The organism is Hoylesella pleuritidis, assembly GCF_963541955.1.
In the GTDB taxonomy this organism is placed as follows: domain Bacteria; phylum Bacteroidota; class Bacteroidia; order Bacteroidales; family Bacteroidaceae; genus Prevotella; species Prevotella pleuritidis.
In genome coordinates, this window is record NZ_CAUTUT010000010.1 from 85,827 (window position 1) to 111,657 (window position 25,831).

Sequence of the window (25,831 nt, forward strand, 5' to 3'; positions counted from 1 at the left end):
TCTATTACGCTCTTCCTCACTCGCAGAATGCAAGTTTATCCCGAACTCGTGTTAAAATAGAAATTAGTCCAGACTGGCAAGTAATTATACAGAGAATTTAAGTGGTTGCTCAAAAATGTATTATAGATTGAAAGAATTATAGTAGATTGTATAATGATACAGCTATACACCTAATGTAATTTTTATTTCGGTAGTCTTATAGGCTCATTTGTTTCAAATGAGAAGTATAGGACTTGACGGGAAGAAGTCCTATGGGGCTCGTTGATAGGTATAGGACTTCTCACAACTTTTATGGTGTGTTTTTTGATATATGGTTTAAGAGGGGAGGATTTCGATGAAAACAGGAAAAAACAAGATGATGGATGATCAGAATTCAAAGATCATTCGAGCGTTGATACGACGCCCTGTCAAATAGTTGGGTACGGCATACTGTCGGTCGGTTACATCAGTAATCCAATAATAGCTATTGACGTTGCTGATACCAAACAGATTGAGGCAGTCTGCGCCCAACCAGATATTCTTGAAAAGGAATGGTTGTGTCCGATTCTCATTATTCAGCAAGCGGTAACTCATTCCAATGTCGACTCGTTTATATGCCGGTGCACGGAAAGAATTGTTTTCCAACTCTTTGTGCGGTGCCGAAAAGGGTAGGCCGTCGGCATAAGCCAGTTTCAGAGACATCTTCCAGCGCGTGGTGCCTGGGAAGAAATCGGTGAAGTACAGGTTGATGGAAAAGCGCTGATCGGTGGGTAGAGGGATGCTCCGTCCGTTGAGCTTCATCTTCGTATTCATTACAGAGAGTGCCAACCAAGAGTCGGTTCCTGGAACAAATTCACCGAAAAGTTTCAGATCTAATCCTGCGGCGTGACCACTGCCGAGGTTATCGCCATAGTAAACTACCTTTAAATTGTTGATGTTGTACGGCACGAGATTGCCCAAAAGTTTGTAATAAGTTTCGGCGGTAAATTTAAACAGACGATTGCCTAAGTTGAATCGGTAGTCGCAACCGGCAATGAGATGAATGGAACGCTGGCTTTTGATTTTGTTATTTAGCCTTGCATAAGTGATGCCGTTGACCGTAGAGGTATCTCGTAGTTCCTTGAAAAAAGGTGCTTGATAATATATGCCTGTGGCCAGTCGCAAGGTAATGTTGTGGTTAAAGGCTGGAATGATACCAAGAGAAAGGCGCGGACTGACTATTGTTTCCTTATTGAAATTCCAATGACAGAGCCGGATGCCATAGTTAAGGGTAAAAAGCGTATGTTCATTCGGACTTGAAAAGCGGTAGGTATCTTGCAAATATGCTTCGATGCGGTTTGCATTGAGTGTATTTTTGATACGCAAAGAGTAAATCATACGTAAATCTTTTCCTGTATGAGGGATGTTATATCCGCTCGAATCCCGCATTTCATATTCTATCGAGTTTTCACGGACGCGCTCGCGTTTAAATGTCAACGCTCCTTCGGTTTTGTGTTTTTCCCACTTGTGATTGAATATTAATTTGATGCTCCCGACATTGGCTTTCAGATTATTTCGAGCATGTTCGAAATACGTTCCTACACCAAGGTTCTTACTACTTTCGGTTTGTGTGAGCCAGTATTGTCCTTGGATGTCATAGGTTTCCTGCTCTTTGGTGTAGAAAGCAGATGTCAGAAGCGATACGAATGTTCGGTCACTGAGTTGCCGTTTGATGGATAGCGAACCGAAATAAGTGCGGAAAAGGTCTTTCTCCTGTCCGTCGAAATACACGCGGAATGATTTAATGTCTTTCATCGTACCGAATGCCGTTTCTCTGTCTTGTGGTTGGAAATCGTAATGATTATCTGAGATGTTGCCGATGAAATCTATCTGCCATTGTTTATTTGGCTGGTAGCTTAGATAGGTTTGATAATCGAAGAAACGCGGTTTATACTCACCTCTCGTTTGGAGAGAGCCTAACAGGTACTTATTAGTCTTGTATCTGATGCTATTGCTCCAGGATAATTTCTTATTACTGATTCCGATATAAGTACTGGCTCCGAGTAAACCGGCAGAGAGGGAGGCCTCGAATGGCTTAGGACGTTTATAGGTAATGTCGAGCACTGAGGACATTCGGTCGCCGTATTTTGCCTCAAAACCTCCTGTGGAGAAACCGATTTTTTCTACCATATCGGGATTGATAATCGATAGACCTTCTTGTTGCCCGCTGCGAACGAGAAATGGGCGGTAAACTTCTATGTTATTAATATATACACTGTTCTCATCGAATGAACCGCCCCGTACGTTATACTGAGCCGATAATTCATTATGGGTCGATACGCCTGCTTGTGATTGGATAAGTTCTTCAACGGTATTCCCTGATGCGGAAGGAATCTTTCCTAAATCCGAGGTGCTGATGCTTTGAGTCTGTCCTGTTTGTCTCTTTATTTCTTTTATCGTAACTTCATCTAATGTGTTATCACTCTCACGGAGTACAATCTGTAATGTCTGTTTTCCCCTTGGATGAAAAAGGACTCTCGTTCGTGTCTTATAACCAATCATTGAGAACTTAATCAGCACCGAGTCGGCAGACTGCAACTGCAATGTGAAAGTCCCTTTGAGCGATGTCAAGGTTAATTTTCCTTGTTTAGGTACCGATACACTGGCTAATTTGAGAGGAGTCATCCGCTCATCAGTAACTCGTCCTTGTAATGTGAATGGCTGGGCGCTGATTTCTAATGCGAAAATCAGCCATAATATAGCGATATAGAATAATCTCGTTTGCATATATACGAAGAAACGAAAATGCTTCGTTATTATTGTATATGGGAAAATTCGTATTGGCAATTGATAGTTTCAAAGGTTGCCTTTCATCTGCTGAGGTTGAGTTGGCAGCTGAAAAGGGAATCAGGGCGGTAGATGAAAAGGCAGAGATTGTCAGCATCTCGGTCTCTGACGGGGGTGAAGGGATGCTGGAAGCGTTCAATGCAGCATTGGGTGGCAGCGTGAGACGAGTGTCTTGTCACGATCCTATGATGCGCCCGATAATGGCAGAATATGGCATTATTGTGCAAGCTGGTGGATACAAAACTGCGATTATAGAGGTTGCACAAGTCATCGGCCTGTCTTTGGTCAGCCCACAAGAGCGGAATGTCTTGATTGCAACGAGTTATGGGGTAGGGGAGCTTATCTATGACGCAATGCAACAGGAATGTACTCACTTTATTATTGGTTTAGGTGGAAGTGCTACGAGTGATTGTGGAATAGGTATGTTGAGGGCCTTGATCAATAGATTTCACGGAAAAGATTTTAATGGTATCAAAGAGCATTTTAGGAATCTTCATATTACGCTTGCGTGCGATGTACAGAACCCTTTATATGGAGAAAAAGGAGCAGCTTATGTTTTTGGTCCGCAAAAGGGAGCTGATGAACAGCAGGTGCAGTTGTTGGATAGGCAAGCACGAACCTTTGCGGAAATGTCAGCTAAATATTTCGGCTACGACTGTTCAATGCAGATAGGGGCAGGAGCAGCGGGTGGATTGGGGTATGCCTTGATGCAGTATTTGGATGGAAAAGTGTTATCAGGTGTGGAGTTAATGCTTAATCAGGTGGCGTTCGATGAACTTTTAGACAACGTTTCATATGTTATCACAGGAGAGGGGAAAGCCGATAGGCAGACGTTGATGGGTAAGTTGCCTTTCGGAATTTTGTCGAGAGCCAAACGCAGGCAAATTCGCACAATTCTTATTGCCGGCCAAGTCTCTGATCAAGAACAGTTGCTTGCAGCAGGATTTGATGCAGTCTTATGCATCAATCCGGTGAATTTGGATATAAAACAAGCAATGAATCCAGTAACAGCAGCAACCAATGTTAAGAAGACGTTGACTAAATGGCTGCGTGAAGTTCAGTCTCTGTAAAGCCATGAGAGTATTCGATTCACCCATGGAATAGAAAATCTGAACCATCGATATTTAGAAACAGGCTTGCCCCCGAAACCTAAAATAAAGTCCCGATATCTATTTCGCTTAAACGGAAGACCTACATCGAGAAAGAAAATATGGGCATAATTGTGTTCATAAGCATACTTGATGGCTTGCCAAACAGTCATTAGATTAGGGTGTAAATGCGGATATCTTTTATCTTTCGATGCCAAATGCCATAGATAAGCATTTCCCTCAGTATATACACAAGAACACCCACCAATTACCTTATTATTATGTAGGGTAACGAAAACCTTACCGTTGTCGCTGGAGTCGATCTCGCTGATGAGAGGTCTAGGCGGTAAGAATCGTCTTACTTTCAGCTTATAGTATTTATTCAGCAAGTTATAAAACTGGTGAATCTCAGCTTCTGTTTTTGCTGCTCGTGTAATTACGCTTTCTTGATAGATATGCTTGATACGTTTTCTGATTTTCTTTGTGAGTCTCTCTTCGGGCGGCATACTGTGCAGGGAGTTATGAATTTCCTGCCAAGGAATGGGGAAATAGCCGTTCTTTTTAAAGAAACGGTAGCCGAACATCTTTTTATCCATACCGCTGAATTCGACAAACAGGCAGAGTTTGCGTTTGAATTTCCGGGTAATTGCTCTGAGAAGGAGCCCGAACAGCTCTTCTTTCAACTCATCATCTGCATATTCTCCCTCTCCGTAGATGCGTCCTTGTGTAAAGAAGTAGGGTGGAAGCAATGCTCCTCTACGTCTCACGATGGCCAGAATATGGCCTAAGACGTGTCCGTCTTTATGCACGGCTAATGCCATATAAGGCGTATGTGCAGGTGTCCGTTCAAGAATCTTGAATAATTCTATACTGTGAAAGAAGTTATTGCACGTAAACTCGGGCAATTCTTCTGACTTGGAAATGATTCTGACGGAGACTGAATTCATAGCGCAAAAATACATAAATATTTTCTAAAAAAGTGATATGCGGAGCTGTCTTTTATAATAAATTCTTATCTTTGTCATAGACTTTAAACAATGGTTAAACAACGGTTATGAGGATAGTTTTAATCGGAGCGGGTAATTTAGCCACACAATTAGGGTTGGCATTGGCGACTGCCGGACACGATATCGTGCAGGTTTTTAGTCGCACAATGGCATCAGCAATGGAGTTATCTAGTCTTGTGAGGGCATCACCGATTATTGATATTCATCATATTGTGGCAGATGCCGACTTGTATATTGTGGCTATTAAAGATTCTATATTAACTGAAATGATTCTGCATTTATGTCAAGGTAGAGAGGAGGGAGTCTTTGTCCATACAGCAGGAAGTATCCCAATAGATGTTTTTCAAGGAGTGGCTCGACACTATGGTGTACTCTATCCGATGCAGACATTCTCTAAGTATAAGCGTGTGAATTTCAGAGAGATACCTTGCTTTGTTGAAGGTAATGATGAATTTGCGGTCAATCGTTTGAATGCGGTATGTGCGAGTATATCCGATCGTGTGACTTATCTTGTGTCTGCCGACCGCCGATATTTGCATTTGTCGGCAGTCTTTGCTTGCAATTTTGTTAATCATTGCTATGACATAGCATCTGAAATCCTATTAAAACATAATCTCCCTTTCGATACATTGCTTCCTTTGATTGACGAGACAGCCTGTAAGGTGCATACGCTTGCGCCACGTGAAGCCCAAACAGGGCCTGCTGTGAGATATGACACCAATGTCATTCAAGCTCAGGCAATGTTGTTAAAAGATAATCCACAAGTGAAGGATTTGTATGAAAGATTGAGTAGAAATATCCACCGAAATGCGATAAATAAATGATCAATTATGATTTAACAAAAATCAAAGCTATTATTTTTGATATTGATGGTGTGTTGTCGACCGAGACCATTCAAATGGATTCAAATGGCGAACCCTTACGGACGATTAATATCAAGGATGGTTATGCGATTCAATTAGCCCAGAAAGTAGGACTGAGAATAGTTATTCTTACTGGCGGTTATTCGGAATCTATCCGATTGAGATATGAAAAATTGGGTGTGGAAAATATCTATATGAGGTGTCTTGTGAAGATAAAGGTTTATGATGAGTTTCTATCCGAATATGGTTTGAATGATGATGAGGTCATCTATGTGGGTGATGATATTCCCGATTATGAAATAATGAAGAGATGTGGATGCCCTTGCTGTCCGGCCGATGCGTGTGCTGATATCAAGAAGATCAGTCGGTATATCAGTACGAAAAGCGGAGGCTATGGATGTGGACGCGACATTGTTGAACAGGTATTGCGGGCACAGAAGAAATGGTTAAGTTGTGAAAAAGCATTCGGTTGGTAACTAATTGATTATGAAAAGGTATAAAATAATTCTTTCCAGTAATTCTCCGAGGAGGAAAGAGTTGCTCTCCGGATTGGATTTGGACTTTGAGGTACGTGTAATCTCAGGTATAGATGAATCTTATCCGACGAATTTGGCATCCGAAAATGTGCCGGAATATATAGCAAAAAAGAAAGCTGCAGCGTATAATATTGCTGAAAATGAGTTGGTGATAACGGCTGATACTATTGTTGTTGTAGATAATATAATCTTGGGTAAGCCCCAAAATGATGCTGAAGCATGTCAGATGCTTAGAATGTTGAGTGGTCGGTCACATAAAGTTATCACAGGTGTTTGCCTGACTACGGTATCGCGACAGCGTTGTTTTTCCGTGGAATCCGAAGTAACTTTCAAAAATTTGACTGACGGAGAGATTGATTATTATATTTCAAAATATCATCCTTTGGACAAGGCTGGTGCCTATGGAATACAAGAATGGATTGGATATATTGGCGTAACAGCTTTAAATGGCAGTTATTTTAATGTAATGGGATTACCTGTTCAGCGAATTTATGAAGAACTTGTGAGTGGATTTATGAATTCATAAATCCATTTTTTAATTCAAAGGCACGCTTTTAAAATTTGTCTCTATGGATTAAGAGTATTAATTCGGTATATAAAAAAGAAAAAAAATCTTTGTTATTCTCTTGAATTAGTGTATCTTTGCAATTAAAATAACCGTAATCCCATCATTATGTTAGTGAAAGAAGAGAATATCAATGAGGAGAGAAAGAGCCTTAGTTTTGTGGAGCAGTTGGTTGAGGAAGACTTAACCAAAGGCAAAAATGGCGGCAGAATACAGACGAGGTTCCCGCCAGAACCTAATGGTTATCTTCACATAGGGCATGCAAAGGCTATCTGTATGGATTTCGGCGTGGCTGAAAAATACCACGGCGTGTGTAATCTTCGCTTCGATGACACCAATCCCAGCAAAGAGAATACAGAGTATGTAGAAAATATTCTCAATGACATTGAGTGGTTAGGATTCAAATGGGGCAATATTTATTATGCTTCCGATTATTTTGGGAAGTTGTGGGACTTTGCCATTTGGATGATTAAGCGAGGACTGGCTTACGTTGACGAGCAGAGTTCTGAACAGATTGCAGCACAGAAGGGTACGCCTACCGAGCCAGGCCAAGGCAGTCCATATCGCAACCGACCGATTGAAGAGAATCTTAAACTGTTTCTGCAAATGAATACACCTGAGGCTATCGAGGGGAGTATGGTGCTGCGTGCTAAGCTTGATATGGCTAATCCCAATATGCATTTTCGCGATCCGATTATGTACAGGATCATTCAGATTCCGCACCATCGTACGGGATTGGCGTGGCATACTTACCCGATGTATGATTTTGCCCACGGGCAGAGCGATTATTTTGAAGGAGTTACCCACTCGATTTGTACGTTGGAGTTTGTGCCTCATCGGCCGCTCTATGACAAGTTTGTCGATTTCTTGAAGGAGATGAATGGCGAGATGGAATATCTCGATGATTTCCGTCCACGGCAGATAGAATTCAATCGTCTCAATCTCACTTATACTGTGATGAGTAAGCGTAAACTTCATTCGTTGGTTGATGAAGGACTGGTTGCAGGCTGGGATGATCCTCGTATGCCGACCATTTGTGGTATGCGTCGTCGCGGGTATAGTCCAGAGAGCATCAGAATGTTTATTAATTCCATCGGTTATACCAAGTTCGAGGCGCTCAATGATATGGCTTTGCTTGAGGCTTCTGTACGTGAAGACTTGAATAAGCGGGCTTGTCGTGTATCAGCTGTGCTGAATCCGGTGAAGCTTGTTGTCACGAATTATCCCGAGGGGAAGACTGAAGAGATGGAAGCGATCAATAACCCCGAGAATCCGGAAGATGGTAATCACACTATCACGTTCTCGCGGGAGCTATGGATTGAACGTGAAGACTTTATGGAAGATGCTCCTAAGAAATTCTTCCGAATGACTCCGGGCAAAGAGGTTAGACTGAAAAATGCTTATATAGTCAAATGCACGGGATGCACGAAAGATTCTGATGGTACAATCACTGAGATTCAGGCGGAATATGACGCGACCAGTAAGAGCGGTGATATAGGAGCCAATCGTAAGGTAAAAGGTACACTTCATTGGGTATCAGTAGAGCATTGTCGCAAGGCTGAGGTACGTGTTTATGATCGACTGTTCTGTGTTGAAAATCCATCGGCTGATGAACGAGATTTTCGTGAGTTATTGAATCCCCAATCGCTTCATATTTATGACAACTGCTTTGTCGAAACTTATGTTGCTGATAAGCGTCCGGGTGAGTATTTACAATTCCAACGTATTGGTTATTTTATGGCTGATCCTGATTCTACTTCGGAGAAACTTGTATTCAATAAAACGGTCGGATTGAAAGATACGTGGGCAAAACAAAGTAAGGGATAACTCTTAATGACAAACGACGAATATTTCAAAAGCCAGGAGTTTAAAGATATTCTCCACGTGTATGAGAAAGGAAAACAGGAAGGGGTTTCTATCTATCTGGATCCGAATGATTTGGCCGATATTGCAGAATATTATCATTTGCAAGGCCAGATAGATAAATCCGTTGCACTCATCGATGAGGCTATCAATCTGTTTCCCGGTTCTTCTGCTCCTTTGATATTTCGTGCCAGAATCGAACTGTTGGTCAATAACGATCCTTTCAAAGCAGAGGAGTTTGCTGAGCAGGTAGAAGATAAAACGGATTTAGAATATCATTATCTCAAAACAGAGATTATGCTTGTGCGCCATCAAGATCGAGAAGCGGACAGATTTTTACTGGATTGCTTAGGTACAATTGACGAAAGCGACCGTGAAGACTTCTATATTGATGTGGCAACACTGTTTGCCGATTACGATTTGATAGATAAAGCTCACGAATGGTTAATGCGATCGCAGCTCCAAGATTCGGATAATTATCAGGAGTTGACGGGGCGTATTGCACTAGCGAAGGGTGATTATATGCAAAGTCAGCATATCTTCAATGATCTTGTTGAGAAAAATCCTTATTCTGGTTCATATTGGAATCATTTGGCATCATCACAATATATGTCCAATGAAATTAGGGAGTCGATTACGAGTAGCGAGTTTTCTATTGCAATCAATCCCAATGATGACGAGGCTATTTTGAATAAAGCAAATGGACTTTTTGCATTGGGCAATTATGAGGAAGCACTCCTTTATTATAAAAGGTTGACTGATATGTGTCCCAAAGAGGAGACTGGTGAGATGTTTCAAGGCATTACGTTTATCAAGTTGAATCGTCTGAAAGAAGCTGTCGAACATCTGAAACAGGCTGAGGAAATAGCAGGGAGAGATAGCGAAACATTGCCCGACATTTATCAGACATTAGCTTATACATTTTCGTCTCTTGGCGAATCGCAGCAGGCAATGGCCTATATTAAGAAAGCTGAGCAAGCGCTGGGGGCTAACTTAAATGAGTTGTCCGTGCTTCGGGGGCATTTACTAATGGGACAAGGAGAAGTGGAGAGAGCTCGAGAGTCCTATCAGAAGGCGATTTATGACTCAGATTTTGATCCTGATATTATCCTCCGTGCAGCTATCTCCATTTATGAAAATAATTATATCGAACTGGCATATGGTTTTCTCCATACGCTCCTCGGCATAGGGGAAACAGGTCGAACCGATGGTTATTCATATTTGGCTGCTTGCTGTAAAGAACTAGGTAAGGATAATGAATATAAGAAAGCCTTGAAGAAGGCTTGTGAACGTAATCCTGTTGAAGTAAGAGCCGTGCTTGGCGAAAATATTCCCTCAACATTGGATCCAAGCGAATATTATCATTATTTAATTGAGCATACAGACAAACAATGAATTGGTTATCTATACTACTTGGAAACCTGAATTATACGACAGTATTCTTTTTGATGATGTTAGAGAGTACCGTGATTCCGGTTCCGTCAGAGTTGGTCGTTTCTCCTGCTGCCTATCACGCAGCTGGTGGACATCTTAATATATTCCTGGTAATTCTTTTTGCCACACTTGGAGCCGATGTTGGTGCCAGCATCAATTATATTGCAGCCTATTATCTTGGTCGTCCCATCATTTATCGGTTTGCTAACAGCAAGTTCGGTAAGCTTTGCATGCTCAATCAAGAAAAGGTAGAAAAGAGTGAGAAGTTTTTTGATCGTCACGGTATTGTAGCTACAATTACAGGTCGTTTAATCCCCGGCATTCGTCATCTCATCTCCATTCCTGCCGGACTTGCAAAGATGCACTACGGTACTTTTCTGCTTTATACAACTATCGGTGCAGGGCTTTGGAATTGTATCCTTGCTGTTTTAGGCTGGTATCTATATTCTGCTGTTCCTGAGGATCAACTTAATGATAAGATTATGGAGTACGGCGAATACATCAAGTTTGCCATAATGGTCGTGATTGCATTGGCACTTTTCTACTTTATGGGTAAATATTTGTTTTGGCGTAGGCGTCAAATTAAGGGATAATTTTTAGTCTTGTTTCCACTCTTATTCTTAATATATAAAAAGGCTCCGCTATATTATATAGCGGAGTCTTAATTATTTCAGAAAGTAGAGAGGGATTAAGCCTCCTCACTCCAATCTTCTTTTGTCTTGCGAACATAGCTCTTATATCGGAGTTTTGCCATCTGTTCGGCAGCGGCGAAAAGCTCATCGGCCTCATTGGGATAAGCTTTCTGTACGGATAGATAGCGTACCTCACCGAGGAGGAAGTCTCGGAATTTCGTCCAGTCCGGTTCTTTTGAGTCGAGTGAAAATGGATTCTTACCTTCGTCTGCAAGCTGGGGATTGTATCTCCACAGGTGCCAGTACCCGCAATCAACGGCACGCCCTTCCTCGGCTTGGCTTTTCCCCATACCTCCTTTGATTTTTAAACCGTGGTTGATACAGGGTGCATAGGCGATGATGAGTGAAGGACCGGGGTATGCTTCTGCTTCGCGGATAGCTTTCAGGGTTTGTGCCTGATCAGCTCCCATTGCGATCTGAGCTACATAAACGTAGCCGTAGGTTGTTGCCATCAAGCCAAGATCTTTTTTACGGATACGCTTGCCTTGTGCAGCAAACTGTGCGATAGCGCCGAGCGGAGTTGACTTGGAACTCTGACCGCCGGTGTTAGAATAAACCTCGGTATCGAGCACAAGAATATTGACATCTTCGCCTGATGCGATGACGTGATCCAGACCACCATAGCCGATATCATAGGAGGCACCGTCGCCACCGATAATCCACTGCGAACGCTTGATAAGATAGTGATCCAGAGTTTTAAGTTCCTTGCAGATCTCACATCCGTGATCGGCACCTGCAGCGATTAGTGGCTTCAATTTGGCCGCTGCTGTTTTTGAAGCGTCAGCATCATCCTTGCCGTCAAGCCATTCTTGTGCAGTTGTTTTGAAATCGACTGGCGTATCATTTCTTTCTAAGAGTTGTTTGAGGAGTACGGAGATACGCTCTTTCATCTTTTTATTACCAAGCGCCATACCCATACCAAACTCACAAAAGTCTTCAAACAAAGAGTTATCAAAAGCCGGACCTTGACCGGCCTCGTTGGTAGTATAAGGTGTGGAAGGAATAGATGCAGAATAAATCGAAGAACAACCTGTAGCATTAGAAATCATTTCGCGGTCGCCGAAGAGTTGTGAAATGAGCTTCACATAAGGTGTCTCACCACAACCAGCACAAGCTCCTGAGAATTCGAAAAGAGGCTGAGCAAACTGTGAATTCTTGACATTGCTCTTGATATCGATGAGATGCTGTTTGCTCTTGACATCTTTGGCAAGGTAATTCCAGTTTGCGATTTGCTTTTCATCGTGGGTGAATGGAACCATCGCGAGTGCCTTACCGTTTTTATTTCCAGGGCAGATATCAGCACAGTTTCCACAACCCACGCAGTCGAGTACGCTCACCTGAATGCGGAAGTGCATTCCAGCCATCGGTTTAGGAACTTTCATTTCGAGCGTCTTATCATCGAAGTTCTTGAGTTCCTCGTTATCGAGTACGAATGGACGGATACAAGCGTGAGGACAAACATACGCACATTTGTTGCACTGGATACAATTCTCGGATGTCCATTCGGGATTGAATGCTTCGACACCACGCTTTTCAAATGCGGCAGAACCGTTTTTCATCGTGCCGTCGACCATATCATATTTAACAAAGTCTGACACTTTCAGTAGATCGCCCGACTGCGCATTAATGGGGCGAACGATCTCTTTGATATAAGCAGGAATGTGTGTGTCAGGATCAGCTTGTTCGTCATTCAAGTCAACCCAAGCTGGATCTACGGTCAGTTGTTTGTATTCACCACCACGATCAACGGCTGCATAGTTCTTGTCAACTACATCCTGGCCTTTATTTCCGTAAGACTTAACGATAAACTTTTTCATCTGATCAACGGCTAATTCAACAGGAATTACCTTTGTGATACGGAAGAATGCACTTTGAAGGATGGTATTCGTACGATTACCCAACCCGATTTCTTGTGCTATTTTTGTGGCATTGATGTAATAAACAGTGATGTTGTTCTTAGCAAAATAGCGCTTGATACGGTTAGGAATGAACTTTACGAGTTCATCACCCTCGAAAATGGTGTTGAGTAAGAAAGTCCCATTTTTCTGTAAACCTCGAATAACATCATACATATTCAAGTAAGCCTGCACATGACAAGCTACGAAGTTAGGTGTGTTTACCTGATATGTAGAATGAATCAGCGTGTCACCGAAACGTAGGTGGGAGCAAGTGAAGCCGCCCGATTTCTTAGAATCGTAAGAGAAATATGCCTGACAATATTTGTCAGTATTATCGCCGATAATCTTCACAGAGTTTTTATTGGCACCGACAGTTCCGTCTGCACCCAAACCATAGAACTTGGCTTCGAATGTACCTTCACCTCCCATCGGAATCTCTTCAACTTGAGGCAGTGAAGTAAATGTAACATCGTCTACAATACCTACGGTAAAATGGTCCTTAGGTTCGGATAATTCCAAGTTGTTGAAGACGGCAATGATATGTGCTGGTGTTGTGTCTGAAGACCCGAGACCATAACGACCGCCGACGATTAGAGGTTTGTTCTCGACGTCGTAGAAAGCACTCTTCACATCAAGATAAAGCGGTTCGCCTTCTGCACCAGGCTCTTTCGTGCGGTCGAGTACAGCAATACGTTTCACTGATTTTGGTACGGCAGCCAGCAAATGTTTTACAGAGAATGGGCGATAGAGATGTACGGAAATCATTCCCACCTTTTTGCCTTGCTTGTTGAGGTAATCGATTACCTCGCGAGCAGCCTCTGAAGCTGATCCCATCAAAATGATGATATGTTCTGCGTCTTGTGCACCATAATAAGAAAAAAGGTGGTACTCGCGCCCTGTAATCTTGGAAATCTTTCCTAAATAATCCTCAACTATCTCGGGAATATTAGCATAATACTGGTTGCAAGCTTCACGATGAGTGAAGAATGTTTCGGGATTCTCTGCCGTACCGCGTGTAACTGGACGTTCGGGAGAGAGTGCTCGGTCGCGGAAACGTTTAATATCTTCGGGATCGACGAGCTTAGCTATTTCTTCCTGATCGATCATTTCGATTTTGTGGTATTCGTGAGATGTGCGGAAACCGTCGAAGAAATTAACAAAGGGAATACTCGTTTTGAGTGTTGCTAAATGAGGAACAGCTGTGAGGTCCATCACTTCCTGCACAGAACCTGAGCAGAACATTGCAAAACCGGTTTGTCTACAAGCCATTACATCAGAGTGATCGCCAAAGATGCAGAGGGCGTGTGAGGCGATAGCGCGAGCCGATACGTCGAATACACACGGTAGCATTTCGCCCGCAATCTTGTACATATTGGGAATCATCAAGAGCAAACCCTGTGATGCCGTGAAAGTGGTTGTCAATGCACCTGCTTGCAACGAACCGTGCATCGCACCGGCAGCACCACCCTCAGATTGCATTTCCTGAACCGTGACCGTTTGTCCGAAGAGATTCTTCCGACCTTTGGCGGCCCAAGTGTCAACATGTTCCGCCATCGGAGACGACGGTGTGATGGGGTAAATCGCAGCTACCTCTGAGAACATATAGCTCACGTGAGCAGCGGCCTCGTTACCATCACAAGTGATAAACTTTTTTTCTTTAGCCATTGTCTTATTGATAAATGTTAATTAAATGTTTTGTATATTTGTTCTATTAATAAAGAAAACCTAACAACCATAGGGGTATTTGGTTATCTTTTCCTATTTCAGTATTATATCGTGCATAAATCGTTCCAGGATTGAACCGAATCTTATTACTGCCTGAGGCATTGCATATCCTGAATTTCTTGTCGCCGTCTATGACGTAATGTTGTTCTTTTCCGCCTTGATTTACGAGATGATCTTTCCACAAAGCGTTGACAAAAAAAGTCTCCATCAATTCCTGATTATCGATCTGAATGGGATAAATCGCATACATCAGGTTAGGATTGTGCATCATTACTTTGCCTGGTTTCTTGGGAAAATCCTGTCCCATAGGATAAATGATATTGATGAGACGCGCATCCGACAGATATTTGATATAATTCATCACCGTAGCCCGACTTGTCTCAATGCTTTGTGCCAGCTGACTTATATTCGGTGTTTTCAGCCCATTCACGGCTAAAAGATAGAACAGTTTCTTGATTTTCGTCAGATATTTCAGCTCAATTTGTTTGATGAACAGGATATCCACCTCTATCATCATATTCATTGTTTTGAGCAGATTTTCGGAAAAATTCCGATGTTCTAAGAAGAAAGGATAAAACCCGTGGTGAATATATTCTTGAAAGAACTTTAATGGCCGCACTTTCGGGAGAATTTGTTTCGTGATTTGCTCGTGATTCTGTAAGATATCGTCTAATGTGAATGAAGGAAACTGATGTCCTGTTTGAAGATTAAGATATTCGCGAAATGAAAATCCTGTGAGATTATAACTCTTGACAATACTGTTAAGTTCAGGATTCTCCTCTTTTAATCGCATTACGCTTGAACCTGTAAAAATGATTTTCAGTTCAGGAAATTGATCGTAACATTTGCGAAGTTCTCTGCTCCAATCCGGTTGCTTGAACACTTGGTCTATCAATAGAACTCGGCCTCCGTGTTTGACGAAACCTCTGGCAAAATCTGCAATGCCGCGTCCTTGAAAATAGAAGTTATTCATATTCACATAAAGGCATTGGCGGTCACTAGCCTCGAACTGTTCCTTAGCATATTGTAAGATAAAAGTGGTCTTTCCCACGCCACGTGTACCTTTAATGCCGATCAGCCGGTCCTCCCAGTTGATTTCGTTCATCAGCTTTCGCTTGACTGGTGCATTTGTATGCTCAATCAAGTAAGTGTGTGTGCGAAAGAAAGCATCCTCCATATCTTGTTTATCCTTCATTTTAACACCTGCAAAGATACTACAAATTTTGAAATTTGCAAAGTGTGGATTACAAAAACTTCACGATTTATATTTTTTTGCACAACGAAATCTGTGTTTTTAATAAGGCATAAAGATCGATTTGAATTTCTCAAATCGATAGTTTATTTTCCGACCAAAGAAAATAGAGTTTTAAATTAAATATGAATGATAAAAATGAAAGATGAAAGTTTAATTGTACTGAACAAATAAACAGTCATCTTTCATCCTTTATTATTAATCTTTTCATCAAATCAAGTACTGTGAAGAGATGCTTTCGTTGTTGACCACACGACGGATGGTCTCGGCAAACATATCGGCTACGGATAATTGTTTAACCTTGGCTGAGCGGTGAGAATAAGGGATGGAATCGGTGAAAACGATTTCTTCGAGAGCCGAATCTTGTACACGTTCGGAAGCAGGACCGCTCATTACGCAATGAGATGCGCAGGCACGTACGCTTTTAGCACCAGCTTGTTTCATTATATCGGCTGCCTTGGTAATAGTTCCGGCCGTGTCGACCATATCGTCTACAATGACCACATTCTTGTCTTTCACGTCGCCGATGATTTGCATACTCTCTACCTCATTGGCGCGAGCACGTGTCTTATTGCACAGCACGAGTGGACAACCGAGGTATTTGGCATAAGTATTGGCACGTTTAGAGCCACCGACGTCAGGCGATGCAATGACAAGGTTGTCGAGATGGAGGCTTTGGAGATAAGGTAGAGTGACTCCTGAAGCATAAAGATGATCTACGGGTACATTGAAAAAACCTTGAATTTGATCTGCGTGGAGGTCCATTGTAATAAGTCGGTCGATGCCGGCTACGCCCAGCAGGTCGGCTACGAGTTTGGCACCGATACTCACACGAGGTTTGTCTTTTCGGTCTTGGCGAGCCCATCCGAAGTAAGGGATGACGGCGATGACATTGCGTGCCGAGGCTCTTTTGGCGGCATCAATCATTAATAGTAGTTCCATCAGATTGTCCGAATTGGGAAATGTGCTCTGAACAAGGAACACATCGCGGCCGCGGATGGACTCTTCGTAACAGACGGCAAACTCTCCGTCTGAGAATCTTGTTACCAAAAGATTTCCTAACGGGCAACCTAAACTGGTGCAGATCTTTTCTGCAAGGTATCTCGTTTTCGTTCCCGAGAATACCAAAAAGGAGTCTTTCTCACTCATCTTATTTTGTGTTTATATTTTGATGTATATCTTGTTTGGGTTTATCCTACGGTCCGACGCAGGCGAACAAATTCATTGATGACGGCCTTAAAATCAGTCTCGTTGTGAATATCGAATCGATTCCACAGATCACCGCTGATGACCACGCCGCCGAATCCGAGTTCGCGAGCCGTACGAATGGCGTCGATATCCATTCCGCCGAGTGCATAGACTTTACGGTCGATGAGTCCTTGCGAGGCCGCTTCTTCAAGTTGACTCATTGTGAAAGTAGATTGTTCATCAGAATTCGATTTGCTGTTAAAGATGTTTCGCAAGAAAACATAGTCTGCTTTCTTTTTCATCTCTTTCAATCTTGCCGTATTTGTGCAAGTACGCCCGATGTGTCCATGATAACCCTTGGGTGTTTCTGTATTCATATCATTGATGTGTATGCCGGCGAGTCCGAATTCATTTTTCAAGTAATAATGCTCGTGTACGGTGATCTTGCGATGATAATCATCGGGCAGGAGCGTTAGCAAGCGCTCAGAATACAGTGGGGATGAGTCGGGTTTAGATAGGTGTAAGATATCCATACCCTCATCGAAGAGTGCAGTAAGAATTTTGTCTTCTTCCACAAAGAATGTGGATTTGGTCATTATGACAAGCTTCATTATCCGTAATCGTTTACGATTGCAAAAGTAGGAAAATTCCATTAAATTTGCAATTTATCAGAGACAAAATGTTAACTTTGCGTGAAAATATTCTCAGCAACATTTAAATAGTATATATGAAAATTGATATACGTACTTTCAAAGAGATTAATATACCTATTTATATTATAGAAGAAGTACGCCTTCGGAACAATCTCGAATTGATCAGAAGTGTGGCTTGTGCAGCTGATGTAGAAATCATCTTGGCATTCAAAGCCTTTGCACTCTGGAAAATTTTTCCTATTTTCCGCGAGTATATCAATGCTACGACTGCAAGTTCGCTCAATGAAGCTCTTTTGGCTTATTATGAATTCGGGGGTAGGGCGCATACTTATTCGCCCGCTTATACGGATGATGATATCGAAGAGATTGCTCGTTGCTCGAGTCATCTCACATTCAACTCGTTGTCGCAATGGGATCGTTATCACGCGATAGCTAGAGAAAATAATCCCGGTATCAGTCTGGGATTGCGTGTGAATCCCGAATATTCTGAGGTAGAAACGATGCTTTATAATCCCTGTGCACCCGGGACGCGATTCGGCGTGCGTGCTGGTGACTTATCTGATATGCTGCCAGCCGATATCGAAGGTTTTCATTGCCATTGCCATTGCGAGAGTGGAGCAGATGTTTTTGCTCGTACCTTGTTGCATATTGAGGAGAAGTTCGGACAGTGGTTACCTCGTTTGAAGTGGATCAACTTCGGTGGTGGTCATTTGATGACACGAAAGGATTATGACGTTCAATTGCTGATTGATCTTCTGAAAGGTTTTCGTTCTCGTTATCCGAATCTCAACGTGATTTTAGAACCGGGTAGTGCGTTCGCTTGGCAGACAGGTCCGTTAGTATCGCAGGTGGTGGATGTGGTCGAAGATGAAAGTATTCGGACGGCTGTTCTGAATGTAAGTTTCACCTGCCATATGCCCGACTGTTTGGAAATGCCGTATATGCCTGTAGTTCGAGGGGCTCGAATTGTTGAGGGAGCAAGGACTGACAAGCAGTCTCTGAATACTTATCGGTTAGGGGGAAATAGCTGTTTGGCTGGTGATTTTATGGGCTCCTGGCAATTCGACCATCCGTTGCAAATCGGTGAAAACATTATTTTTGAAGATATGATGCATTATACTACGGTCAAAACCTGTATGTTTAATGGCATCCGGCATCCGTCTATCGGAATTGTGCACACAGACGGCGAACTTGAAATCTTGCGTGAATACGGTTATGAAGATTATAAGCTGCGGATGGACTGATAAACTTTGGTCTGATGAAAAGATGCTTATTGCCTTGCGTTTAACGGTTTTTCGCAGCTTGAAAAGCTGTTAATGATCGTGCAAAAAGCCATATGACTGCCAACCCTTATATATAAAGGGGATTTGAAAGGTTTTTAAAGTCGATTGAAATAATTGATAAAACAATGTGGAGAACTTGATAAATCGTTGTCTTCACGGAAAAAAATCACGGAAAAATTTGCAGTGTCGGAAAAAAGCATTACCTTTGCAACCGCATTTAGAGAGATGCTCCTATAATATATAGGATTATAATGCGGAAATAGCTCAGTTGGTAGAGCACGACCTTGCCAAGGTCGGGGTCGCGGGTCCGAGTCCCGTTTTCCGCTCCACATTCTGAATAAATACCAAATGGGGAAACCTCAAATGCCCAGGTGGCGGAATTGGTAGACGCGCACGTTTCAGGTGCGTGTGTTTAACAACGTGCAGGTTCGAGTCCTGTTCTGGGCACCATTTATTCAGATGTCAAACTTTGTCGGAGAGGTGGCGGAATTGGTAGACGCGCTACTTTGAGGGGGTAGTGACAATTGTGTCGTGGGAGTTCGAGTCTCCTCCTCTTCACAAAGAACGAATGGATACATCGTAAGCGGAAATAGCTCAGTTGGTAGAGCACGACCTTGCCAAGGTCGGGGTCGCGGGTCCGAGTCCCGTTTTCCGCTCTTTTTTAGAGAAACATAAGCATCCGATGAATTTATATTTAAGATATTTCGACAGAGAAACATTAGTATATAATGTGGATGAGGCATTGGCCTTTTTAAGTTCGATACCCGATATTGGGATGAATACTGAATTAGCAGCAGATATTAGAGAATACGCTGAAAGTGATGTGCTATATCCTAAAAGATACAAAGTTCGACCGCGGGTATATTTCATTATTATTAAGACTTCGGCCGAGACGATGATCGATTTTAAACAGAAAAAGGCTTTACGGCCTGTCATCCCAACAGTAGCAGGGCCGGAGCGGCGTGATTTGGCTTCATCGGCAATGACGCGTCTGACAGAGGAACATCCCGGATGGTATGAGTGTTCACTTGATTTCAAACGTGTAGTTATGGTTCCGACGACAGGAAAGCATGAATATCGCGATACACATTTTGTGGCACGTTGCAAGGCTGTTTCGGGACAAGACGGTTACAATCGTATCGTCAATCATTTGCGCGAGCGGGTAGATAGTCGTAGTCAATTCCCCTCGGCAAAGGGTAAGAATTTCCATTTTAAGTATTTAGGAATGTGGAAGTAATCCTTTCACGACATAAAATATCTGTCTAATTAGGTTCCCAAAACAATGAACAAGGTAATGCTTATAGGTAATGTCGGCAAAGATCCGGATGTGAGATATTATGAGAATGACCAAGCTATGGCTCAGTTCCCACTGGCAACGACCGAACGTGGATATACTTTGCAGAATGGAACTCAGGTACCTGAACGTACGGATTGGCATAATATTATTACGTGGAAAGGCCTGGCGAAGATCGCAGAAAAATATGTTCATAAAGGCGACAAACTTTATATCGAGGGACGGATACGTTATAGAAGCTATGATGATCAGAAAGGACAACGTCGCTATGTTACTGAGATTTTAGCTGAGAATATGGAATTACTCTCTCCAAAATCTGCTCCTCAGGATACGGAAAAGCTCGCTTCTGCCACTTCAACACAGACACAAGATGATAAAGGCGGGCTTCCTTTTTAGTCACGTTGATCATTAGTTAACAGGAAGAAAACAATTGGATACCTCTTTTCTTACCGAGTCTCTGTCGGATGTTTACCTACAAGCGCCGACTATTGGTGCACTAATTGCAGTTTTTTTGGCAGCAATCCTACTTTTAGTCTCGGGATTTGCCAGTGGTTCTGAGATTGCTTTTTTTAATCTTTCACCGACAGACCTTGCCGAACTTGATGAAAGTAAGACACTGCGTGATAACGAAATACAGATGCTTCGCGATGATTCTGAGCGCACATTAGCTACTATTCTCATCACGAATAATTTTGTTAATGTAACGATTATTATGCTGTGCAATTATGTGTTTGCTACTGTTGTACATTTCGGCGAACGCGCTTATTGGTTGCAATTCCTGTGCATTACTGTTTTATTGACCTTTCTCCTCTTGTTGTTTGGCGAAATAATGCCTAAGGTTTACAGTCGACAGAATAGCTTGGTCTTCTGCCGTCGCACGGTAAACGGTATCCTTTTTCTTCGTAAATTATTCTGGCCGTTAGAGACAATACTGCTTCGGAGTGGTATATTAGCTGAGAAGGTGGTGCAGAAAGAGAACCACGTGCTAAGCGTCGACGACCTGGAGCAGGCGCTGGAGCTTACGGATAAAAACGACATCAAAGCCGAACAGAAGATGTTACAAGGTATTATCCGATTCGGAGATGAAACAGCCAAAGAGGTAATGACTAGTCGTCAAGATGTGATTGACCTCGATATCAAAAGTAATTTCACGGATGTCTTGCGCTGCATTGTAGAAAACAATTACAGTCGTATTCCTGTTTATCAGGATAATACGGATAATATCCGTGGCGTGCTCTATATTAAAGATGTCTTGCCCCATCTCTCTAAGACTGCTAATTTCCGTTGGCAGAGCCTAATCCGGCCGCCTTATTTTGTGCCGGAAACCAAGAAAATCGATGACCTTTTGCGTGAATTTCAGGAAAACAAAGTGCATATTGCTATTGTCGTAGACGAGTTTGGCGGGACAAGTGGCATTGTGACGCTTGAAGATATTTTGGAAGAGATTGTGGGAGAAATCAATGATGAGTATGATGATGAGGAGAAAACTTATTCCAAACTCAATTATAACACGTATATTTTCGAGGGAAAAACGTTGCTGAGTGACTTCTGTAAGATACTGAACATCAATGATGATGAGTTTTCAGAGGTAGAAGGCGACGCTGATACTGTAGCCGGATTGCTTCTCGAACTCAAAGGCGAGTTCCCCTCAATGCACGAAAAACTTGAATATCGCAATTACACTTTCGAGGTGATGGGCATTGAAGAGCGACGCATCAGTCGTGTTAAAGTTGTCATTCATAGCGTCTGATAGCAGCAATGCCGTTGATCAAGATAGAAACCGTTGCACCCGATGTCCGACTCGGTTTATGGAAGATCGAGGAGACGATTGAACTTTTTTTTGCAGCAAATCCCCACTTACAGGATCTCTGTTCCAGGTTATCCGATTATCAATCAGCATCTCGACGACTTGAAATCTTAGCTACTTATAGCTTACTTTTTGCTATGACGAACAATAGCCGATTATCGATTACTCATTATCCCAATGGAAAACCACACGTGGAGGGCTATCACGTCAGTATCAGTCACACCCGAGGATATGCTGTTTTACTTATCTCTACAAATAAAGAGGTGGCCGTTGATATTGAATATTATAGTAATCGAGTGAGTCGTATTGTGCATAAATTCATCCGCCAAGATGAAATTTCTTCTTCCGTCGATATCCAGTTAATCAATTGGAGTGCCAAAGAAACCGTCTATAAACTTTTTTCTGTTGAAGCCTTGCAATATTTTGAGATGCGGCTTTGCCCTTTTATACCCCGAGAACAAGGCTTAGTAAAGGTAGAGAATCTCAGGACCCGCACGATGATTCCTGTTCATTACCACCTTACTCCCTCCTTTGTTTTAACCTATGCCATACTAAATTGATGATAGTATTCTCAATTTGAAGCGGATAGTATTTATTTTTATTTATTCGTTCGATCGTTTATTCGATGTGTTCGATAGTTACTCCATCAAGTTGAGAGATGATGTCGAGGATGCGGTCTTCATATTGATTGCGCTTTACTCGCATTTCCATATTCACCAAATAAACACAACCCGTGGACGAACACTGCTCTTTCATATCGTAAGAGTCGATATCAGAACCTTCTTTTCTCAGCGACTTGATAATTTGGCGAATACTTTCGCGGTCGGGAGAGGTAAAAGTAATGGCGATATTTCGTGATCCGAAACGGTTCAAGATGAAATATATGGTTTCCAAACAGAGTAGCACCAGTATTGTAGCTGTGATTGAAATAATATACATCCCAGCACCACAGGCCAGACCGATAGCTGATGTTACCCATAGGCCTGCTGCCGTTGTGAGCCCTCTAACCACGTGTTTCTGAAAGATAATGGTTCCTGCACCAATGAATCCGATACCCGAAACTACTTGTGCTGCGATACGCGAGGGATCAAGCGAAACGCCGGGGTAGCGCAGTATTTCAGCAAAACCGTATTGCGAAACGACCATAAAGAGAGCGCTGCCAAGAGCTACGAGAAAGTGGGTCCGGAATCCGGCTTCCTTGGCTCGATATTCTCTTTCGAGTCCAATAATACCGCCTAATAGTGCTGCAATGAAGATGTGGAGGATTAATGCTGTGTTCATCGTTGTGTCATTCTTGTGAAAAATATTTCCAGAGTGGGGCTACCATCATTGCTTGGAGAAATTCGCCGCGCTGTAACATTTCGCGAACTTCGGTCTTAGTATAAGTGTAGACTTCGATGTCTTCTGTACGATCGAGATGCTGTCGGCTTGTTTTCTCTACACCTCGGGCAAGAAAACAGTGGCAAAGATTGGTCTGTGAGCCGGGATTGGGAGCAATCGTCATCAATTCTGTCCATTCTCCTCCTGTGTAGCCGGTCTCTTCATAGAGCTCTCTTTGAGCTGCTTGGATAGGTGTCTCGCCCGATTCGATGACGCCAGCGCATATCTCGAAATTCACTGATTGATGCCCGTGGCGGTATTGTCGTTCAATGAGTATTTGCCCGTCGACTGTTTCGGCGATGACGTTGATCCAATCGGGATATTCCAAAACATAATATTCTTCACAGACAGTATCGTTGGGCAGTCGCACGGCATCGCGTCGGGCCGTGAGCCACGGACGCTGAATGAGGTACTCACTGCTGATGATTTCCCATTTTAATTCTCTCTGTTTCATAATCATTTTGTTTTAAACGAATAGTTGCGTGATGGCTTATTTCCCACCCTGTGCTATCTTGAATAAGGTGCCTGTGGGGCAGATGAAACGACAGTAAGGGCGTGGCACGAAGACGGAAAGCATTGTAACGATACCTGCCAAAATCAAAACCACAACCGAAGCGGAGCGGAAGATAAAGGCCGTAAATATCTCGTAGTTCATCCATTGGAACAGAACGCCAGCCAGCATCAGTACCATCAGAATTGACCAAAATAGTTGTCGAAGGTTACCCAACAGTTTGACTGTCTGTGAACTCATCTTCCATTTCTTTTTCCGTGCTTTTCCGGCTAAGTCTTGTAGGGCTCCGCAAGGGCAGATGTTATTGCAGTAGTAGTTTTTTTTGCCAAAAAGCGGGTAGATGAAAGCCGTAATGAGCATTACGATGGGCACGAGAGCCGTCCACGGATCGATGCCTGCTGACATATAATTTACGATAAGCGAATAGGAGATGAACGTGCCGCACCACAGTCCCAAGATCGTAATATTAAGAAGCATCTGTACGGTTCGGTAGCGTTTGTTCTTCCAAAAGAGCGGTAAAATGGCGCCGGCCAGTACCACGATAAGTCCGATGAGCGATTTGGCTGACCAGTCTATACGTTCCCAAAATGACGGTTCGGAGGCATTTTTCTGTGCATATTGCAGTCCGCATTGCATATTTTTGATGATGCCGCGTGATGAAAATGTGGCACCGCTGATGCCATCTATTTTCATTGCTAATGCCTCGTCGGATGTCTTTCCGTTCCAGCGGGTGAGTAGTTGGGACGCTTCTGCAAAGAAATCGGGTGTCTCCGAGTTTTTCAATGCCTTGACTTTGATTATTCGATCTTCTTTTAAATAGATTTCCAAAGGAACTCGACCGCCATATCCTTTAATATCTTTGCCTAATTCGGTCGTGTTAATGACGATGGTGCCATCAGGTTCTGTACGCATTGTGTCAACTTGGGTCGTCTTACTGTTGATTGTCGCTTGGGTTGTTAAATCGTGTCCTAAGACCTTATGATCACGGTTGATGGCCACGGCGATAATTACCATTATGCAGGTGATAAGACAAAACACCTGTTTAATTTTTTCATTCTTCATTCTTAACTTTGTAATATCTTGTTACGCAGGGAGTTGCGAATAGCTTTCCGATTTGTGGCTTTTCATCTTGTAAAAAGCCGTTAATCGTGGGCCGAAAAGCCGTTAGTTGCCCGCTGAAAAGCCGTTAATCGCAACACTGTTTGTTACAGTACGTTTGACTGTATACTGTTGCAAAATTAGCTATAAATATTCAATAATAGGACCTTTCTCCTGCAAAATGATGATTTTTTTGTATTTTTGTCAAACTGAATTTAGGCTAATAATATAATGATGTGAATGAAGACGGAATTTGAAAAAATGCGAAATGGAGAGATGTATTATTTCTCCGATCGGGAAGTTTATGGCAGTTTAGTGCGTGCTAAGGAACTTTGTTGTCAATTGCAGATGATGACGATAAAAAATGCTGATTATCGTTCGGTAATAGAAGAGCTGATTCCTGATATTCCGAAATCTACGATTGTGTGCCCACCATTCTATTGCGATCACGGTAATGGAATTATTTTGGGAGAAAGAACATTTTTAAATTTTGGTTGTACTATATTGGATGAGGCATTCGTACGGATAGGGGCCAATGTAAAAGTCGGACCTAATTGCCAGTTCTATACGCCGCAACACCCTATTGATTATATCGAACGTCGTGAACCGAAAGAGGTTGCTTATCCGATTGTTGTTGGTGATGACACGTGGTTGGGAGGCGGAGTCGTGATTTGCCCGGGTGTTACTATTGGTAACCGTTGTATCGTTGCTGCAGGTTCGGTGGTCGTTCGTGATATACCGGATGATTGTCTTGCCGCAGGAAACCCGGCTGTAGTGAAGAAAGATTTGAGAACTATATATAATAAGGTTAATATTGAATAGATATCTATTTCGTTTTGTAATGATTTTAGAATTTTTTCTTTTTATATTATGATTTTTCTTTATAATC

The 25,831-nt window shown here is 42.5% G+C and carries 22 protein-coding genes and 4 tRNA genes; 17 read left to right on the forward strand and 9 right to left on the reverse strand.

Going from position 1 to position 25,831, the window contains the following annotated elements; all coding sequences use genetic code 11:
- Positions 1–366: 366 nt before the first annotated feature.
- Positions 367–2,745: a TonB-dependent receptor gene (locus RWY97_RS05810; RefSeq protein WP_315566069.1), complete on the reverse strand. Its 2,379-nt coding sequence runs from the start codon at positions 2,743–2,745 to the stop codon at positions 367–369.
- A gap of 38 nt (positions 2,746–2,783) precedes the next feature.
- Here RWY97_RS05810 and RWY97_RS05815 point away from each other — a divergent pair, with 38 nt between their 5' ends.
- Positions 2,784–3,875 (forward strand): glycerate kinase family protein, encoded by a 1,092-nt coding sequence (locus RWY97_RS05815; RefSeq protein WP_315566070.1) that lies wholly within the window; start codon positions 2,784–2,786, stop codon positions 3,873–3,875.
- Here RWY97_RS05815 and RWY97_RS05820 read toward each other — a convergent pair.
- Positions 3,863–4,840: a GNAT family N-acetyltransferase gene (locus RWY97_RS05820; protein ID WP_315566071.1), complete on the reverse strand. Its 978-nt coding sequence runs from the start codon at positions 4,838–4,840 to the stop codon at positions 3,863–3,865. The two genes, RWY97_RS05815 and RWY97_RS05820, sit on opposite strands and share 13 nt — an antisense overlap.
- Positions 4,841–4,947: 107 nt before the next feature.
- On the opposite strand from RWY97_RS05820, the gene RWY97_RS05825 reads away from it, so the two are divergent.
- The 6 genes from RWY97_RS05825 (at position 4,948) to RWY97_RS05850 (ending at position 10,754) form a co-directional block, all read left to right on the forward strand.
- Positions 4,948–5,724 (forward strand): Rossmann-like and DUF2520 domain-containing protein, encoded by a 777-nt coding sequence (locus tag RWY97_RS05825; protein ID WP_315566072.1) that lies wholly within the window; start codon positions 4,948–4,950, stop codon positions 5,722–5,724.
- Positions 5,721–6,239: a KdsC family phosphatase gene (locus tag RWY97_RS05830; RefSeq protein WP_273176303.1), complete on the forward strand. Its 519-nt coding sequence runs from the start codon at positions 5,721–5,723 to the stop codon at positions 6,237–6,239. Before RWY97_RS05825 ends, RWY97_RS05830 begins: the two co-directional genes overlap by 4 nt.
- Before the next feature lie 10 nt (positions 6,240–6,249).
- Complete coding sequence (locus RWY97_RS05835) at positions 6,250–6,825, forward strand: Maf-like protein (protein WP_315566074.1); 576 nt, start codon at positions 6,250–6,252, stop codon at positions 6,823–6,825.
- Between the two features lie 147 nt (positions 6,826–6,972).
- Positions 6,973–8,691, forward strand: coding sequence for a glutamine--tRNA ligase/YqeY domain fusion protein (locus RWY97_RS05840; protein ID WP_315566076.1), 1,719 nt, complete (start codon positions 6,973–6,975; stop codon positions 8,689–8,691).
- 6 nt (positions 8,692–8,697) lie between these two features.
- Positions 8,698–10,122: a tetratricopeptide repeat protein gene (locus tag RWY97_RS05845; RefSeq protein ID WP_315566077.1), complete on the forward strand. Its 1,425-nt coding sequence runs from the start codon at positions 8,698–8,700 to the stop codon at positions 10,120–10,122.
- Positions 10,119–10,754 carry a DedA family protein gene (locus tag RWY97_RS05850; protein WP_315566078.1) on the forward strand — a complete coding sequence of 212 codons (636 nt, stop codon included), beginning with the start codon at positions 10,119–10,121 and terminating at the stop codon, positions 10,752–10,754. The genes RWY97_RS05845 and RWY97_RS05850 overlap by 4 nt, the downstream gene beginning before the upstream one ends.
- Positions 10,755–10,849: 95 nt before the next feature.
- On the opposite strand, the gene nifJ is transcribed toward RWY97_RS05850, so the two are convergent.
- The 4 genes from nifJ to RWY97_RS05870 form a co-directional block, all read right to left on the reverse strand.
- Positions 10,850–14,416, reverse strand: a complete 3,567-nt coding sequence (gene nifJ, locus RWY97_RS05855) for a pyruvate:ferredoxin (flavodoxin) oxidoreductase (RefSeq protein ID WP_315566079.1) — start codon at positions 14,414–14,416, stop codon at positions 10,850–10,852.
- Positions 14,417–14,462: 46 nt separating this feature from the next.
- Positions 14,463–15,653: an ATP-binding protein gene (locus tag RWY97_RS05860; protein ID WP_021583114.1), complete on the reverse strand. Its 1,191-nt coding sequence runs from the start codon at positions 15,651–15,653 to the stop codon at positions 14,463–14,465.
- 285 nt (positions 15,654–15,938) lie between these two features.
- The gene (locus RWY97_RS05865; protein WP_021583042.1) at positions 15,939–16,877 is read right to left on the reverse strand and encodes a ribose-phosphate pyrophosphokinase; all 939 of its coding nucleotides are present in this window, start codon (positions 16,875–16,877) and stop codon (positions 15,939–15,941) included.
- Positions 16,878–16,918: 41 nt separating this feature from the next.
- The gene (locus RWY97_RS05870) at positions 16,919–17,527 is read right to left on the reverse strand and encodes a thiamine phosphate synthase (protein WP_021583112.1); all 609 of its coding nucleotides are present in this window, start codon (positions 17,525–17,527) and stop codon (positions 16,919–16,921) included.
- A gap of 116 nt (positions 17,528–17,643) precedes the next feature.
- Between RWY97_RS05870 and nspC the strand changes: the two genes are divergently transcribed.
- The 9 genes from nspC (at position 17,644) to RWY97_RS05915 (ending at position 22,513) form a co-directional block, all read left to right on the forward strand.
- The gene (gene nspC / locus RWY97_RS05875) at positions 17,644–18,813 is read left to right on the forward strand and encodes a carboxynorspermidine decarboxylase (protein WP_315566080.1); all 1,170 of its coding nucleotides are present in this window, start codon (positions 17,644–17,646) and stop codon (positions 18,811–18,813) included.
- 292 nt (positions 18,814–19,105) lie between these two features.
- Positions 19,106–19,181, forward strand: a tRNA-Gly gene (locus tag RWY97_RS05880).
- A gap of 36 nt (positions 19,182–19,217) precedes the next feature.
- Positions 19,218–19,302: transfer RNA gene (locus RWY97_RS05885), tRNA-Leu, on the forward strand.
- Between the two features lie 24 nt (positions 19,303–19,326).
- A tRNA-Leu gene (locus RWY97_RS05890) sits at positions 19,327–19,410 on the forward strand.
- 25 nt (positions 19,411–19,435) lie between these two features.
- Positions 19,436–19,508: transfer RNA gene (locus RWY97_RS05895), tRNA-Gly, on the forward strand.
- A 26-nt stretch (positions 19,509–19,534) separates the two neighbouring features.
- Positions 19,535–20,089, forward strand: a complete 555-nt coding sequence (locus tag RWY97_RS05900; protein ID WP_021583136.1) for a hypothetical protein — start codon at positions 19,535–19,537, stop codon at positions 20,087–20,089.
- A gap of 45 nt (positions 20,090–20,134) precedes the next feature.
- A complete protein-coding gene (locus RWY97_RS05905; protein ID WP_021583040.1) occupies positions 20,135–20,542 on the forward strand; it encodes a single-stranded DNA-binding protein in 408 nt (135 codons plus the stop codon).
- 34 nt (positions 20,543–20,576) lie between these two features.
- Positions 20,577–21,896, forward strand: coding sequence for a gliding motility-associated protein GldE (gene gldE / locus RWY97_RS05910; protein WP_273178270.1), 1,320 nt, complete (start codon positions 20,577–20,579; stop codon positions 21,894–21,896).
- A gap of 8 nt (positions 21,897–21,904) precedes the next feature.
- On the forward strand, positions 21,905–22,513 hold the full coding sequence (locus RWY97_RS05915) for a 4'-phosphopantetheinyl transferase superfamily protein (protein ID WP_315566081.1): 609 nt from the start codon (positions 21,905–21,907) through the stop codon (positions 22,511–22,513).
- 58 nt (positions 22,514–22,571) lie between these two features.
- Here the strand turns inward: RWY97_RS05915 and RWY97_RS05920 are convergent, their stop codons facing one another.
- The 3 genes from RWY97_RS05920 to RWY97_RS05930 are packed head-to-tail and all read right to left on the reverse strand — an operon-like array spanning position 22,572 to position 24,906.
- Complete coding sequence (locus tag RWY97_RS05920) at positions 22,572–23,234, reverse strand: MgtC/SapB family protein (RefSeq protein WP_315566082.1); 663 nt, start codon at positions 23,232–23,234, stop codon at positions 22,572–22,574.
- A 7-nt stretch (positions 23,235–23,241) separates the two neighbouring features.
- Positions 23,242–23,787 (reverse strand): NUDIX hydrolase, encoded by a 546-nt coding sequence (locus RWY97_RS05925; RefSeq protein WP_315566083.1) that lies wholly within the window; start codon positions 23,785–23,787, stop codon positions 23,242–23,244.
- A gap of 36 nt (positions 23,788–23,823) precedes the next feature.
- Complete coding sequence (locus RWY97_RS05930) at positions 23,824–24,906, reverse strand: 4Fe-4S binding protein (RefSeq protein WP_315566084.1); 1,083 nt, start codon at positions 24,904–24,906, stop codon at positions 23,824–23,826.
- A gap of 276 nt (positions 24,907–25,182) precedes the next feature.
- Between RWY97_RS05930 and RWY97_RS05935 the strand changes: the two genes are divergently transcribed.
- Positions 25,183–25,764: a sugar O-acetyltransferase gene (locus RWY97_RS05935; protein WP_315566085.1), complete on the forward strand. Its 582-nt coding sequence runs from the start codon at positions 25,183–25,185 to the stop codon at positions 25,762–25,764.
- The last annotated feature ends 67 nt before the right edge of the window (positions 25,765–25,831 follow it).

Excerpts from the sequence above, each read along its gene's own strand:
- nspC (WP_315566080.1), top strand. The coding sequence starts at position 17,644 with ATGAAAATTGATATACGTACTTTCAAAGAGATTAATATACCTATTTAT.
- RWY97_RS05850 (WP_315566078.1), top strand. The coding sequence starts at position 10,119 with ATGAATTGGTTATCTATACTACTTGGAAACCTGAATTATACGACAGTA.
- RWY97_RS05870 (WP_021583112.1), bottom strand. The coding sequence starts at position 17,527 with ATGAAGCTTGTCATAATGACCAAATCCACATTCTTTGTGGAAGAAGAC.
- RWY97_RS05815 (WP_315566070.1), top strand. The coding sequence starts at position 2,784 with ATGGGAAAATTCGTATTGGCAATTGATAGTTTCAAAGGTTGCCTTTCA.
- RWY97_RS05840 (WP_315566076.1), top strand. The coding sequence starts at position 6,973 with ATGTTAGTGAAAGAAGAGAATATCAATGAGGAGAGAAAGAGCCTTAGT.
- RWY97_RS05900 (WP_021583136.1), top strand. The coding sequence starts at position 19,535 with ATGAATTTATATTTAAGATATTTCGACAGAGAAACATTAGTATATAAT.
- RWY97_RS05845 (WP_315566077.1), top strand. The coding sequence starts at position 8,698 with ATGACAAACGACGAATATTTCAAAAGCCAGGAGTTTAAAGATATTCTC.
- RWY97_RS05825 (WP_315566072.1), top strand. The coding sequence starts at position 4,948 with ATGAGGATAGTTTTAATCGGAGCGGGTAATTTAGCCACACAATTAGGG.
- RWY97_RS05925 (WP_315566083.1), bottom strand. The coding sequence starts at position 23,787 with ATGAAACAGAGAGAATTAAAATGGGAAATCATCAGCAGTGAGTACCTC.
- nifJ (WP_315566079.1), bottom strand. The coding sequence starts at position 14,416 with ATGGCTAAAGAAAAAAAGTTTATCACTTGTGATGGTAACGAGGCCGCT.
- RWY97_RS05860 (WP_021583114.1), bottom strand. The coding sequence starts at position 15,653 with ATGGAGGATGCTTTCTTTCGCACACACACTTACTTGATTGAGCATACA.
- RWY97_RS05835 (WP_315566074.1), top strand. The coding sequence starts at position 6,250 with ATGAAAAGGTATAAAATAATTCTTTCCAGTAATTCTCCGAGGAGGAAA.
- RWY97_RS05905 (WP_021583040.1), top strand. The coding sequence starts at position 20,135 with ATGAACAAGGTAATGCTTATAGGTAATGTCGGCAAAGATCCGGATGTG.
- RWY97_RS05920 (WP_315566082.1), bottom strand. The coding sequence starts at position 23,234 with ATGAACACAGCATTAATCCTCCACATCTTCATTGCAGCACTATTAGGC.
- RWY97_RS05935 (WP_315566085.1), top strand. The coding sequence starts at position 25,183 with ATGAAGACGGAATTTGAAAAAATGCGAAATGGAGAGATGTATTATTTC.
- RWY97_RS05930 (WP_315566084.1), bottom strand. The coding sequence starts at position 24,906 with ATGAAGAATGAAAAAATTAAACAGGTGTTTTGTCTTATCACCTGCATA.
- RWY97_RS05810 (WP_315566069.1), bottom strand. The coding sequence starts at position 2,745 with ATGCAAACGAGATTATTCTATATCGCTATATTATGGCTGATTTTCGCA.
- RWY97_RS05865 (WP_021583042.1), bottom strand. The coding sequence starts at position 16,877 with ATGAGTGAGAAAGACTCCTTTTTGGTATTCTCGGGAACGAAAACGAGA.
- RWY97_RS05830 (WP_273176303.1), top strand. The coding sequence starts at position 5,721 with ATGATCAATTATGATTTAACAAAAATCAAAGCTATTATTTTTGATATT.
- RWY97_RS05915 (WP_315566081.1), top strand. The coding sequence starts at position 21,905 with ATGCCGTTGATCAAGATAGAAACCGTTGCACCCGATGTCCGACTCGGT.
- RWY97_RS05820 (WP_315566071.1), bottom strand. The coding sequence starts at position 4,840 with ATGAATTCAGTCTCCGTCAGAATCATTTCCAAGTCAGAAGAATTGCCC.